14 protein-coding genes are annotated in these 13,087 nt (G+C 70.8%); 7 read left to right on the top strand and 7 right to left on the bottom strand.

Going from position 1 to position 13,087, the window contains the following annotated elements; all coding sequences use genetic code 11:
* Window positions 1–133 precede the first annotated feature (133 nt).
* Window positions 134–670, bottom strand: coding sequence for a GNAT family N-acetyltransferase (locus tag ABH937_RS18995; RefSeq protein WP_370218913.1), 537 nt, complete (start codon window positions 668–670; stop codon window positions 134–136).
* Between the two features lie 2 nt (window positions 671–672).
* A complete protein-coding gene (locus ABH937_RS18990) occupies window positions 673–1,842 on the bottom strand; it encodes a hypothetical protein (RefSeq protein WP_370218912.1) in 1,170 nt (389 codons plus the stop codon).
* A 531-nt stretch (window positions 1,843–2,373) separates the two neighbouring features.
* Here ABH937_RS18990 and ABH937_RS18985 point away from each other — a divergent pair.
* The 6 genes from ABH937_RS18985 to ABH937_RS18960 all read left to right on the top strand — a co-directional run bounded on the left by ABH937_RS18985 (window position 2,374) and on the right by ABH937_RS18960 (window position 7,503).
* Window positions 2,374–2,784: an ATP-binding protein gene (locus tag ABH937_RS18985; RefSeq protein ID WP_370218911.1), complete on the top strand. Its 411-nt coding sequence runs from the start codon at window positions 2,374–2,376 to the stop codon at window positions 2,782–2,784.
* Between the two features lie 564 nt (window positions 2,785–3,348).
* Complete coding sequence (tgmA, locus tag ABH937_RS18980; RefSeq protein ID WP_370218910.1) at window positions 3,349–3,609, top strand: putative ATP-grasp-modified RiPP; 261 nt, start codon at window positions 3,349–3,351, stop codon at window positions 3,607–3,609.
* On the top strand, window positions 3,609–4,580 hold the full coding sequence (gene tgmB / locus ABH937_RS18975) for an ATP-grasp ribosomal peptide maturase (protein WP_370218909.1): 972 nt from the start codon (window positions 3,609–3,611) through the stop codon (window positions 4,578–4,580). Before tgmA ends, tgmB begins: the two co-directional genes overlap by 1 nt.
* Window positions 4,577–5,743, top strand: a complete 1,167-nt coding sequence (gene tgmC / locus ABH937_RS18970; protein ID WP_370218908.1) for an ATP-grasp peptide maturase system methyltransferase — start codon at window positions 4,577–4,579, stop codon at window positions 5,741–5,743. Before tgmB ends, tgmC begins: the two co-directional genes overlap by 4 nt.
* Before the next feature lie 61 nt (window positions 5,744–5,804).
* Entirely contained in the window at window positions 5,805–6,116 is a 312-nt protein-coding gene (locus ABH937_RS18965) for a DUF6087 family protein (protein WP_370218907.1), read from the top strand.
* A gap of 199 nt (window positions 6,117–6,315) precedes the next feature.
* Window positions 6,316–7,503: an alpha/beta hydrolase family protein gene (locus ABH937_RS18960; RefSeq protein ID WP_370218906.1), complete on the top strand. Its 1,188-nt coding sequence runs from the start codon at window positions 6,316–6,318 to the stop codon at window positions 7,501–7,503.
* 136 nt (window positions 7,504–7,639) lie between these two features.
* On the opposite strand, the gene ABH937_RS18955 is transcribed toward ABH937_RS18960, so the two are convergent.
* Together ABH937_RS18955 and ABH937_RS18950 are read right to left on the bottom strand one after the other, a co-directional pair.
* Window positions 7,640–8,992 (bottom strand): MFS transporter, encoded by a 1,353-nt coding sequence (locus ABH937_RS18955; protein WP_280692124.1) that lies wholly within the window; start codon window positions 8,990–8,992, stop codon window positions 7,640–7,642.
* 4 nt (window positions 8,993–8,996) lie between these two features.
* A complete protein-coding gene (locus ABH937_RS18950; RefSeq protein ID WP_370218905.1) occupies window positions 8,997–9,710 on the bottom strand; it encodes an ArsR/SmtB family transcription factor in 714 nt (237 codons plus the stop codon).
* Between the two features lie 185 nt (window positions 9,711–9,895).
* Between ABH937_RS18950 and ABH937_RS18945 the strand changes: the two genes are divergently transcribed.
* Entirely contained in the window at window positions 9,896–10,342 is a 447-nt protein-coding gene (locus ABH937_RS18945) for a hypothetical protein (protein WP_370218904.1), read from the top strand.
* Here ABH937_RS18945 and ABH937_RS18940 read toward each other — a convergent pair.
* Genes ABH937_RS18940 through ABH937_RS18930 form a run of 3 tightly spaced genes read right to left on the bottom strand, consistent with a single transcriptional unit; the run spans window position 10,326 to window position 13,047 of the window.
* Window positions 10,326–11,384, bottom strand: a complete 1,059-nt coding sequence (locus ABH937_RS18940; RefSeq protein WP_370218903.1) for an NAD(P)/FAD-dependent oxidoreductase — start codon at window positions 11,382–11,384, stop codon at window positions 10,326–10,328. The genes ABH937_RS18945 and ABH937_RS18940 overlap by 17 nt on opposite strands.
* Entirely contained in the window at window positions 11,381–11,923 is a 543-nt protein-coding gene (locus ABH937_RS18935) for an isoprenylcysteine carboxyl methyltransferase family protein (RefSeq protein ID WP_370218902.1), read from the bottom strand. Before ABH937_RS18935 ends, ABH937_RS18940 begins: the two co-directional genes overlap by 4 nt.
* 59 nt (window positions 11,924–11,982) lie before the next feature.
* Entirely contained in the window at window positions 11,983–13,047 is a 1,065-nt protein-coding gene (locus ABH937_RS18930; RefSeq protein ID WP_370218901.1) for a type III polyketide synthase, read from the bottom strand.
* Window positions 13,048–13,087: the final 40 nt, after the last annotated feature.

Raw genomic sequence — 13,087 nt, 5'->3', positions numbered from 1 at the left:
CGATGCGGACGAACCACGGTGAGTGCGGGGATGGGCTGTTCGAGGCTGAGTCGGTCGAGAAGAAGCAGCAGGGCCGCCCACCGCTCCCGGCCCGCGCAGAACGCCTGGAGCAGCATTGCGCGGGGGACGTGACCTATGGCGCCAGGTCGAGGATCAGCACATCGTGCTCGACCGCACCCTCCCACGGGATCGTCGAGCCCACCCGCCGGTATCCCCACGCTCGGTAGGCGGCTTGCGCGGCGATGGCCTCCCAGTGGCTGTTCAGCATGACCCGCCGGTTGCCCAGCCCGTCGACCAGGAGGCGATGCATCCGGGAGGCGATGCCCTGCCTGCGCCAGGCGGGCCGCACCGCGAGCTCGAACAGTCCGAACGTGCGCTGCCCGTCCTCGCGCCGAAGCTCCTCGGGCGCGGGCTCGGTCAGGGTGTCCCACCAGCCGGTGCTCGGCGGGAGTGGATACCCGTAGGCCATGCCCACCACCGTGTCGCCGTCGAACGCCACGGCTGCCCGGAACCCGCGCCGGCGTACTTGCGACCGGAAGCGGCGAAACGCCCGCTCCACCTCGGCCGGTCCTTCGTGGTAGGGCGGCTCGGCGAAGGCCTCGGCGTAGACCTCTCTCAACTGCCCTTCCAGCTGAAGCGTCTCCGTGCCGTTCAGCAGACGAAGCGTCACCCTCACCTGGTTCTCCCCGTCCTCGCTGCCACGCCGAGCGTCCGCAGCTGTTCCACGCAGTCCCGCGCAGTTGCCGTGTCCGTCATCGAGGCCGAGGCTGCCACCGAACGCAACCTTTCCGCCAACCTCGTCGAGGTCATGCCCTGTGCTGTCGAGGCGCTGGCCACCGCCTCGGTGCACGCCTCCTCCACCTCCCCGGTCTTCATCAGTACCTCGGCCAGCCGGGCGCGGTAAAGGGCGGCGTTGCGGCTGTAGTTCGGGCCGAGCCCGTTGACGGCGGACCGCAGGAACGGGATCGCGTAGGAGGAATGACCTGTCTCCACGTGCCAGGCGGCAGTCGCGTAGTCCACTTCAACCTGTCCGGCGAAGGCCGTCCATGCTGGGGCGTCGGTGTCCTTGTCGGACCTGTCCTGCCAGCTGAGAGCCCGAGACAGAGCTTGCCGCGCCGCTGAGTGATCCCCGGCGGACATCAGCGCTCGGGCCTGTCGTAGTGCGATCACCGACCGCACCTTGGGGCCGCCATGTGCCTGAGCCAGATCTCCTGCGGCAGTTGCTGCGGCCGCCGCCTCCCACGGCCGCTTCTGCTCAACTGCCAGCAGCGACAGGCTGTCCAGCGCTCGTACTTCCAGCAGCGGGTCGCCGACCAGCCGGGCCGAACTCAGTGCCTCCGCGCACGCGGCTCTGGCCCTCGTCGGCCGCCCGGCGTCGAATTCGATCCATCCGAGGTGCGAATGCAGTGTGCCGATCAAGGCATGCAGATCCCGGCCGACCCTCGCCAGGTACGACCCGTCCGTGGTCGCCTTCTCGACCCGTCGCAGTACCCGCAGGGCCGCCTGCCGCGCGGCTCTGCCACCCTGCGAGTGGTCAAGGGTATACAGCTCGGAGACCTCAGACCGGAGTAGCCGCACATCGACGGCGCCGATCCGGTATCCGGATCGGGCAACGGGGAGAACCGAGGCGCCAAGGACCGCGCCCACATCGGTGACGAACCGGCGGCGGTGCACGACCTCATCGTGCCCGCCCGCGACGACGCCGCGCATCCTTTCCGGCGGCAACGTGAAGCCCAGCTCAGCAAGCGGTACTCCCAGCATCGCCTCCAGCACGGCCTGCTGCCCCGGATGCGGTAGCGGCGGGTCGGGCGCCTCCCAGCGGCGCAGCTGACGGACGCTCACAGCCGCGTCGACACCCAGGTGCCTCGCCATGGAAGAGAACGCCGCGGCGAACCTTTCCTGCGTGTACCCGGAAGCTTTCCTCAGCTCGGCCAATGAGCGTGCGACCACGATGTCCCCCCAGCCTCCGACGATTGGCGATACCTTGCCACGCTTGATAGTCGGCCACACCCGAAACGTCCGGTGAAACGTCCGGTTGAGCGACGCCCACGCCTGGCTGTGACGCGATGAACTGGGATCAGCCGCTTGAAGATCTGAGCCGAACCCCTTGGAGAAATCGATGGCCGACGCTGTATCCCGTAGCCGTTCCACTCACCCGTGGACCCTCAGCCGCCCCACCTCCGCTTTGGCGGACCCCGACACGCGCCTCCTGCCCCGTCGGACTGTGGCCGGACCGTCATCGACCTCAGGCCGCACCGCCACTACCGATCGGATCGTCCTGGATGAGCACCGGAGCGATGGCGGTCGGTGTGCGCTCGGATGCGGGCGGTGGCTGTGCGGCGTGGCCATCAATGTCCGGTCCAGGAGCGCGCGGTGAACGACCACTCGACCGTCGACGAGTTCCGGGTGCGGTGGAGCGATGGCGCGGTGTCGCAGGCCCGGACCCGGATCGTCGGTCTGATCCGGGACCTCCCACTGTCGGGTGCCTCACTGGCCGACGTGGAACTGTGCGCCAGCGAGCTGATCACCAACGCGCTGATCCACGCCGGCGGCGAGTGCTGGGTGCGGGTCGCGTGGACCGGCAGCCATGTGAAGGTCCAGGTTACGGACCGTTCGCTGCGACTTCCTGTCGTCCTCAAGCCGGACTGGCAGACGGGCTCGGGGCGCGGGCTCGCCCTGGTCGCCTCGTTCGCATCTTCGTGGGGCTGGGAGCCGAACGCGTCGGGCAAAGCCGTCCACTTCCTGGTCGCCGCCGACACGGCGCTGACGGTGGCCCCGGCATGACCGAGAAGCCGTTCTTCACCTTCACCGTCAGGAAACAGGACGAGACCGGCGAATGGGCGGAGGTGAAGCGCGAAGAAGTCGCCAGCGGCGAGGACCGCACCTGCGTACCCCGCTAGGAGAGCTGGCCGCTCTGCGACTGTCCGCAGCACCGGAACGCAGCCGATTGACTTCCTGCCCTCCCAGGGAGGCCGCACCAGCCGCCGGCGGAGCAGCCACGCCAAGCCCGCCGCCCACTGCGCCAGCACGCTGAAATCATCGATGGTCAGCCCGGACCGCGGGTTGACCCGGTCGCCGATGCGGCTTCGCGGCATACGGGTTCAGCGGTCCGTCCACATCAATCAGCAGTACTGGGCGCACCGGCCCACCCCCTCAGTCCGCACAAGACACGGCGCTGAGGCGCCCCCATGAACTCCCGTGCCCGGGGCGGCGTTCAGCTTCTTCCCCCGTCTCCTGGCATGGGCTCACTGCTCCCTTGCTGGTGCTGAAAGGGTCGTCGCCCCAGCGAGGGCTTGCACCACCCGGCCGCCCAAGAGGGCAGCCGGTTCCTACTTCCTAGGAGTCTTCGTGACTGCAACCGCAACGCAGCTCACCACCACCCGCCCGTGGGGTGCAGGCCGACTCGCGCCGTACCCGACCAGCACCCGCCTCCCGTACGCCTCGGTCAGCATCGACGCGGGCACCCAGCTCGGTGTGTTCCGGGACCGCACCGGCCTGGTGGTCGAGATGGGCAAGCACGGCACCAGCAGCGGCACCGAGACCAGCACGACCACCAACTCCGACTCGGCGAACGACCAGGGCCACGACCAGGACAGCCAGCAGGACTGATGCCATCGACCGAGGAGAGGCCGGTGCTCGTGGCCACCGAGGCAGCAGACGTCACCGCTGACATGGTGATCACGGAACTCAACCGGCGAGGTGTGCCGGTGCTCCGATTCAACCCCGCCGACATCGGTTCGGGGTTGACGGTCTCGGCTCGGTTCGGAACCTGCCCGGCCCCCGTGGCCGGGCAGGTTCGCACCCCGTCGAGAACTGCCGAGCTGTCCCGTGTTCGCGCGGTGTACTGGCGTCGGCCGGTGTGGCCGACGTTTCAGGGCTGCGGTCTGAACGAGGACGACGCTCGCTTCGCAACCGCCCAGGTGCGGTACGGACTTGGGGGCATCCTCTATGCCCTTGACGGTCCGCTGTGGGTCAATCATCCGCTTCGCGCGGCGGCATCCGACTACAAGCCGACGCAGCTGGCCTCGGCTCAACGGCTCGGGCTGGCTGTGCCACCTACGATTGTCACCAACGACCTTGACGAGGCGAAGCAGTTCATCGCCGCACACGGTCAGGTGATCTTCAAGACTTTGCGATGGACACCGTACGAACGGGACGGGGTTCCGGTAACGGGCTGGGCTGAGCCGGTTACCGCTGCCGATCTGGACGACAGCGTGCGCGTGGCGCCCCACCTGTTCCAGGTCCGGATCGACAAGGTTGCCGATGTTCGGGTGCTGGTGGTCGGCCGCCGCGTGTTCGCGGTGCGGATCGACTCCGGCATGCTGGACTGGCGCAAGGACTACTCGGCTCTGTCGTACTCGGTGGTGGACCTTCCCGGCGGCCTGGAGAAGGCCCTCCTGGCGTTCCTGGACCACTTCGGGCTGGTGTCCGGGTCCTTCGATCTCGCCATCGACCGAGCCGGGGACTACTGGTGGCTGGAGTTGAATCCGAACGGCCAATGGGCGTGGTTGGAAGGGGAAACCGGACTGGAGATGTCCGCTGCATTCGCTGATCTGCTGACTCAAGGAGAAACCACATGAGCGACACGGCACCGCTGCGGCGTGCTCTCGCTGACCGGCTGGAGAAGGCCGGCGTCCTTGTCACTCCCGCCTGGCGGGCCGCTGTGGAGGCCGTTCCGCGCGAGAAGTTCCTGAACCCCGGTGTGTTCCTGCCGGTGGACGGGGGCCGTTGGCGACCCGTCACGCCCTCCGGAACGGACCCGGTTGAGTGGGAGGAGATCGCCTACCGTGAGGAATCGTTGACCACCCAGCTCGACGGCCACCTGACCGCCGATCAGGTCACCGACCTCGTGACCGGCTCGCCCACGTCGTCGTCCACGACGCCTGTCACGGTGCTGGGCATGATCGAGCACCTGGACGTAGTCGATGGGCACCAAGTGCTGGAGATCGGCACTGGCACCGGCTACTCCTCCGCCCTGATGTGCCACAGGCTCGGCGTGGACAACGTCACGACCGTGGAGGTTGATCCGGAGGTAGCCGAACGCGCGGATGTCGCGCTGGAGTCGGCCGGCTTCTCCACCTGGACGGTCACGGGGGACGGTCTTCTCGGGCACCCTCGCCGGGCGCCCTATGACCGGGTCATCGCCACCTGTGCTGTTCGCCGTATCCCTCACACGTGGATTCGCCAGACCAAGCCGGGCGGGACCATCCTGACCACCCTCGGTTCCTGGGGGTACGGAACGGCCCTCGCAAAGGTCACAGTCGGCGAGGACGGGACGGCCGAGGGGCAGATCATCGACCGCTCTTCGTTCATGCAGGCCAGGTCCCAGGCCATCGTGCCGGTGACTGGCGACCTGTCCGCTCGCACGGCCTACCCCGACAGCGAGCGGGAGGCGAAGTTGCCGCCGACCATCCTGACCGGGTGGATGCCGGCCTTCCTCGCCCAGCTGTCAGCACCGGGCGCTCAGCTCGTCCACGCCGCGACAACCGGCGGCGCGCAGCTCCTGTTCCTGTTCGACCCCGAACGTGAGTCGTTCGCGGAGTTCGTCGCTGAGGACGACATGTGGACCGTTCGCCAGGGCGGCCCCGTCGCGCTGTGGGACGACATTGAGCGGGCTCTCATCGCCTGGCAGGACTCGGGATGCCCGGACATCACCGACGTGCAGCTCCGGGTCACCCAGGCAAGCCACACGTACTGGATCGGCGACTCCCCGGAGCTTCGCTGGGAGCACCGTCTCGCCTGAGCAGCGGGCCGCCAGTCGGTACCCTGGCACACGAGCCAGCTCCTACGTGAGGAACCGCAGGATGGACGACGAGCCGCTGTCCGAGTGGGCGGAACGCCGTGATGCGAAGATCGGACAGCTCCGCGCCGCCCCGATAAGCACAGGTGACGGCCCCAAGGGGGCGCACCTGAACCCGGACGTGCCGCGCGCTATCGAGAGGTGGAACGGGCACATCTGGGAGCCCTTCGCAGTGGCGGCCAACCTCGCAGAGGCGCAGCGCATCCTGTATCCGGGAGCACAGGAGCCTGTGGCCTCACCACCAGTGCCAAACCCGCTCGGGCCGGGCACAGGAAAGCACCGGAAGCCCCAGAAGCCCCGATCCGGGTCGAGCTGACGAGTACAACGGAACCTCCGGAGAATGATCCCCCGGGGGGCGATCGACACCGTGCTGACCGAAGCCGGCAGATCTCGTCCGCCGCCAGGTGGATGTCCGTCCGCCTCTGGGCGGACGTGCTCGTCCGCCCGGGAGGGGACGTGGTGATCCGCCCCTGAGGGGACGTCAGGAGCTGGGTGGGCGGCCTAGATTCCTGGGTATGACCACACTTCGTCGTACGGCCGTGGCTGCCGTGCTCGCGCTTGTCCTTCCGCTGCCGATCGCCGGGGCGGCCACCGCGGCCAGCGCAGTCACCGGCCCGGCCACCGCCATCGCGGCCGCCTCGTCTCCGGCTCCCGTCTCGGCGGAACTGCCGCGTCCGACCGGCCCGTTCGCGGTCGGTCTCGACACGCTGCACCTGGTCGACGCGGATCGGCCAGACCCCTGGGTGCCCGCTGCGGGGCCCCGGCAGCTGATGGTGTCCATGGTCTACCCGGCCCGTCCCGGGAGCGGCGGGCCTGCCGCCTACATGACCACCGCGGAGGCGCTGGCCTGGCTGCAGCAGGACAACATTCCGAACGCCACCGGTCTCGCCCAAGCGGTCAGCGTCACCCGGAGCTGGGCACGCGCCGACGCGCGCCCAGCGCCCGGGCGGTTCCCGCTGGTGCTGCTCTCGCCCGGTCTCACCATGCCGCGTGCCACCTTGACCAGCGTCGCTGTCGATCTGGCCAGCCGCGGGTACGTCGTCGCGCTGGTCGACCACACCTACGAGGCACCAGGGATCACCTTTCCCGACGGCCGGACGCTCGGCTGCGTCATCTGCGACCGGCCCCCGGCAGGCGGCCCCGCGGCCGTGGCCAGCAGTCGCGCGAAGGATCTCTCGTTCGTCATCGACCAGTTGACCGACCGCCATCCGGCCTGGCGGTACGCCCGCCTGATCGACCCGCAGCGGATCGGCCTGGCCGGCCACTCCATCGGGGGCGATGGCGCCGCCGCGACCATGGCCGCCGACGATCGGGTGCGGGCCGGCGTCGACCTGGACGGCACCCTCTTCGCACCGATCCCGGCCACCGGGCTGGACGGCCGCCCCTTCCTGCTGCTCGGCGCCCAGGCCGACGAGAGCCCGGGCCAGGACCCCAGTTGGAGTCAGGGCTGGACCCGGTTGGACGGTTGGAAGCGCTGGCTGACCATCGCCGGTGCCAACCACAGCAGCGCCACGGACGTGCCGTTGCTCGCTTCCCAGGCAGGGATACCCGAGCCGCCCGAGCCGCTCTCGCCGTCGCGTGGTCTGGAGCTCACTCGCGAGTACCTCGGGGCCTTCTTCGACCTCCAGTTGAAGGGCATCCCGCAGCCGCTGCTCGACGGACCGTCACCGGCGAATCCGGAGGTGACCTTCCAGCGGCCCTGAGCTGTCGGGTTCGGCCTCGGAGGTGGCGTCGGCGTCCTGGCGGCGCGGAAATGCCCTTCTCCCCGTGGTCCCGGATTCGATCGAGAATCCGGGACCACGGGGAGAGAGGCTGCTCGATGAGGCCCAGCCGCGGCGCTCAGCTGGTGGCGAGCTCCGGGACGGTGGCTGCGGCGCCGTCCTCGGCGGTCTGCATGGTCTGCGCCGCCTGCTCGGTCTGTTCCGCCTGCGCCGGCTGCTGCTTGCGCATCCCCGACCAGTCGCCGCTCAGGCCCGGCAGGACGATCGCGGCCAGGTAGAGGCCGCCGGTGATCCACAGGGCGCCGCTCACGCCGGCGGCGGTGACCAGGCCGGCGCCGACCAGGCCGCCGAACGGGATGCCGGCCCAAGTGACGGCCTGGGCCAGGGTCTTGACCCGGCCGAGCAGGGCAGTGGGGATCAGTTCGTAGGTCACCGCGCCGAGGATGGGGTTGACGAAGCCGGAGCCGAGGCCGCCGGCGGCCAGGACGGCCAGGACTCCCCAGAGCGGGACGCCGGCGGCCATCGCGACGAAGCGCGGGATGCCGCCGATGACGAAGCCGACCAGGTAGACGGTGCGGCGCGGCAGGCGCTCGGCGACGCCGGCGGCGACCAGGGCGGCGATGATCGAGGTCGCGGCGAAGACGCTGACCACCAGGCCGATCGCGGCGGCGCCGTTGCCGGAGTGCTTGGCCCAGACGGGCAGCAGGACCGACATGAAGGTCTGGTCCAGCAGGTTGGTCGCGGCGAGCATCAGGATGATCGAGCGCAGCAGACCTGCGCTGCGCAGGAAGTCGGCGCCCTCGCGGAGGCGGGTGAAGTAGCCGGCGTCCTGGGCGGTCCGCTGCTCGTGGGGGTCAGGGACGGGGTTGCTCAGGGTGGTGGAGACGATCAGGGCGGAGAGGGCGAAGAGCGAGGCGGTGATCCAGAGCGCGAAGATGCTGCCGAAGGAGGCGACCACCACGCCGGCGAGCGCGGGGCCGACGGTGGTGGCGGTGCGCTCGACCACGGCGCACAGGCCGGTGCCGCGTTCGATCGAGACCCTGGCCGCGCGGGTGGCACCCGGCAGGAAGAGGCCCTTGGCGCCGTTGGCCGGGCCGTCCGCGATGCCGATCACGGCCATCAGCGCCAGCAGGACCGGGAAGGAGAGCGCGCCGCTGAGGTAGAGCACGGGCGCGATGGCCATCGCCGTCATCGAGATGAGGTCGCCCAGGACGCTGATCCGCTTGGGGCCGATCCGGTCGATGATGGGGCCGGAGAGGGCCTGGCAGATGACGTAGGGGAGCACCTGGCAGAAGGCGACCAGGCCGGTCTTGGCGATGCTGCCGGTGGTGGTGAGCACGAACCAGGGCAGCGCGATCGAGAGCACCCGGTTGGCGGAGAGGGAGGCGGCGCTGGCCGAGAGGATGCCGATCAGCCCGCGCAGTAAGCGGCGGTTCGGGAGGTCCGTGGTGGCCCTGCTGGCGGTGGTCATCGTCTCACTCCGTTTCGGGGGCAGTGCGGGGGGTGGTGCCGGGACTGGTGCGGGGGCTGGTGCGGGCGTTGGTGCGCTGGTCCTCGGGATTGGGGAAGAACTGGAACTGGAAGGTCATCCGGGCCGCGCCCTCGGTGGGTTCGTCCTTGGCGTCGGTGCGGTGACGGCGCTTCAGCACCTCGTGCAGCTCGGCCATCAGGTGCTTCGCCTCGTCGGGCGTGAGGTTGAACATGTAGTCGCCGAAGTCCTGGGCGTCGCGCCAGGCCGGTGTCAGCGTCGGGGTCGCCTCGACGGCCCGCACGAGGTTGTCGGCCCAGACCCGCGAGAGGGACTCCAGGAAGACCGGGCCGAGGCTCTGACGATCCGTCAGCAGCTCGCTGTCCGGCACCACCGTGTTGGCATGCGCGGCCTGCCACCAGCGCTCGCGACGCACCCCGCGGGCCGGCACCTCGGCGATGAAGCCGTGCTCGGCCAACTGCCGCAGGTGGTAGCTGGTCGCGCCGGTGTTGACGTCCAGTCGGCGGGCCAGGGTGGAGGCCGTGGCCGGTCCGTCGGTCCGCAGGATGCCCAGGATCCGCACCCGGAGCGGGTGCGCGATCCCGCGCAGGTTCCGTGCGTCCAAGGCGACTTGCGCGAGCTCTTCGGCCGGTTCGACCTGTGCGGGCCGTGCGGGCCGTGCGGGCGGTACGGGCTGTCCGGTGGGGTCTTCCTCGTCCATGCGATGACCGTATGACATCACAAGGTTCTTTGCACAGGGTTCTGTGCAAAGAAAAATGTGTACTCATAAGTAACTTCCCGGAGCCGCCGTCCGAACGGGTGGAACGCCGGTCGGCACAGCCCGGCGGCGCCCGCCGGGGGAGTGAGCGTGCGTCAGGCTGCCGGAGAGGATGAGGAGGTGGGCCGATGGATCGGCGCCCGGTGGAGGAGTCGGTGCTGTGGACGCTGCAGGTGCTGACGGCGGCGGCACTCGCCGTGGACGCCTACGTGCACGCCGACCTGGCCTCCCAGTACGACTCCGTCAGCAAGCAGGTCAGCCAGGGCACCCTGTTCCGGGCCGAGGCCGCCGCCGCCTCGCTCGCCGCGCTGCTCGTGCTGGTGGCCGGGCGGCGGCTGGTGGTCTGGGCGTTCGCGTTCGTGGTCGCCGCCGCCGGGGTGGGCGCCGTCCTGCTGTACCGGTACGTCGACGTGGGCACCCTGGGTCCGCTGCCGAACATGTACGAACCGATCTGGTTCACCGAGAAGGCCGCCTCCGCCATCGCCGAGGGTGTGGCCACCGCGTCCGCCCTGGCCGGCTTTCTGACGGTGTATCGGATCAGGCGCCGCAGGCGGGCGCTCAGGCGAGCTGATTGACGGCCGCCGCGAAGAGGGCGGGGAAGCGGGCGGCGGTGGGGACGATCCGGTGCGCCAGCGCGGGGTGTTTGCGCAGCCGGAGCAGGGCACCCGTCAGCAGACGGTACCGCGCGGAGACGCGGCGCCAGGCCCGGTCGTACTCCTGCGGCCGGTCGGCCACCACACAGCGCACCAGTTGCTCGGCCGCCCGCAGCGCCATCGCGACCCCCTCACCGGTCAACGCGTCGACGTAGCCCGCCGCGTCGCCGACCAGCAGCACCCGTCCGGCCACCCGGCCGCGCACCCGTTGGCGCAGCGGTCCGGCGCCCCGGGTGGCCGTCGCCGGCGTGGGCAGGCGCTCGGCCAGCCACGGGAAGCGGGCCAACTGCTCCTCGAAGGGCCCGCGTTCGCAGCTCAGCAGCGCGACGCCGACCAGGCCGGGGCCGACCGGGGTGACGTAGGCCTCGGAGTGCGCGGACCAGTGCACCTCGACGCAGTCCGTCCAGGGTGGCAGGGCGAAGTGCCGGCGCAGCCCGTACCTGGCCGCTGGGCCCGTGCCGCCACCGGCAGCGGCTCTGTCACCGCCACCAGCACCGGCGCTCAGGTCCAGGCCCAGACCCAGGCTGCGGCGGATCGGCGAGTGCAGGCCGTCGGCGGCGGCGAGGTAGCGGGCGGTGATCCCGGCCGCGGTCACGCTGTCGGGGCCCTGCCGGACCGCGGCGACCCGCAACGGGAGGACGGGGATGCCGAGTTCGGCGACCCGCCGGGCGAGCGCGGCGTGCAGTTCGGTACGCCGCACGCCCTGGCCGGGCCGCTCGCGGAAGTACGCCACGGCCTGCTGCCGGCCGTCCAGGTAGCGGATGCCGTGGAACGGATGCCCGGCCACCGGCACGCCGAGATCGGCCAGTGCCCGGACGGCCCCGGGCATCAGCCCCTCGCCGCAGGCCTTGTCCACCGGCGTGCCGCGTGGTTCGGCGACCACCACGCGCAGCCCGGCCCGGGCGGCGTTGATGGCGGTGGCCAGACCGGCCGGGCCACCGCCGGCCACCAGCAGGTCGATCACGGCGTCACGCCGGCGGTGGCGGGAAGGGGGCTCACGGCCGTGCCCAGCGCCGCGTTCTCGCAGCGCAGCCGCACCGCCAGCAGCGGCAGGTTGAGCAGGGTGAACCCGGTCGCGGTGAGCCAGGCGCTGTGCACCAGCGGCAGCGCGGCGCCCTCGACCACCACCGCGAGGTAGTTGGGATGGCTCAGCAGCCGGTACGGCCCACCGGTCACCAGCGGCAGCCCGGGCACCACGATGACCCGGGTGTTCCAGCGCGGCCCCAGCGTGCTGATGCACCACCAGCGCAGGCCCTGCGCGGCCACCGCCAGGACCAGCATCGGCCAGCCGAGGGCGGGCAGGAACGGCCGGTCGGCCCAGGCGGGTTCGGCCAGGCAGCCGACCAGCAGGCCGGTGTGCAGCAGGACCATCACGGGGTAGTGCCCGCGACCGTATTCGATCCCGCCGTGCCGCCGGCTCCAGGCGGTGTTGCGGCGGGCGACGGCGAGTTCGGCCAGCCGTTCGGCGGCGACGAGCAGGACGAGTGCGGCGAAGGGAGTCATCGGCGGCCTACCAGGAGCAGCGTCATTGTGGTCTACCAAGGAACGGAGTCATCGCGTGCCTACCAGCGGAGCAGGACGGCTTCGGAGCAGAAGCCCGGGCCCAGCGCGAGCACGACCCCGGGCGTCCCGGCCAGCGGTGGTCGCAGGGTCAGCGTGTCGCGCAGGATGTGCAGCACCGAGGCAGATGAGAGGTTGCCCACCTCGGCGAGCGAGCGCCAGGTCAACTCCAGTGCCCGGGCCGGGAGATCGAGCGTATCGCGGACAGCCTCCAGCACCTTCGGGCCGCCCGGATGGCAGACCCAGGCGGTCACGTCCTGCGGCTTCAGGTCGTGGTCGGCCAGGAACGCGCGGACCTCGTCGCCCAGTTGGCGACGCACCAGGTCGGGCAGGTCGCTGCCGAGCAGGATCTGGAAGCCGGTGTCGCCGATGTCCCAGCCGAGCAGGCGTCCGGTGCCCGGATAGAGACGGCTGCGGGTCGCCTCCACCACCGGCCCGTCGTCGGGCCGTCGGCTCGGGTGCTCGCGGCCGAGCGCGACCACGGCCGCCGCGCCGTCCCCGAAGAGCGCGCCGGCCACCAGGTTCGCCGTCGAGGCGTCGGCGCGCTGCAGGGTCAGCGAGCAGAGCTCGACCGAGAGCAGCACCGCCACGCCGCGCGGCTGTCCCAGCAGGAAGTCGTGCAACCGGGCGAGCCCGGCGGCGCCCGCCACGCAGCCGAGTCCGAAGATCGGCACTCGCTTCACATCGGGACGCAGCCCGACCCGCTCGACCAGCCGGGCCTCGATCGACGGGGCGGCGATCCCCGTCACGGAGGTGAAGATCACCAGGTCGACCTCGCCCGGCCGTACTCCGGCCTCCTCCAGCGCCGCCTTCAGCGCTCGCTCGCCCAACTCCACGGCCAGTTCGATGAAGAGGTCGTTGGCCTGGCCGAAGCCGCTCAGCGTGGCGTACCGCTCCAGCGGCAGCGCGAGTCGCCGGGTGCGCACGGTGGAGGTGGCGTGCAGCCGGTCGAGTACCGCGCGGTTGCCCTGCGGCGCCAGGCCCATGGTGGCGAGCGCGTCGGTGATCTCGTGCTGCTGGTACTCGTGGGCCGGCAGGACTCCGTGGACAGCGGCGATTCGCGTCATTGGCACAGCATAGGGAGGAAAGGTGTGAAACGGGCTTACC

The sequence above is a fragment of the Kitasatospora sp. GAS1066B genome, assembly GCF_041262605.1.
Lineage (GTDB): Bacteria > Actinomycetota > Actinomycetes > Streptomycetales > Streptomycetaceae > Kitasatospora.
Note: the sequence above shows the minus strand (reverse complement) of the source record. Positions and strands in the feature narration are given on the sequence as shown.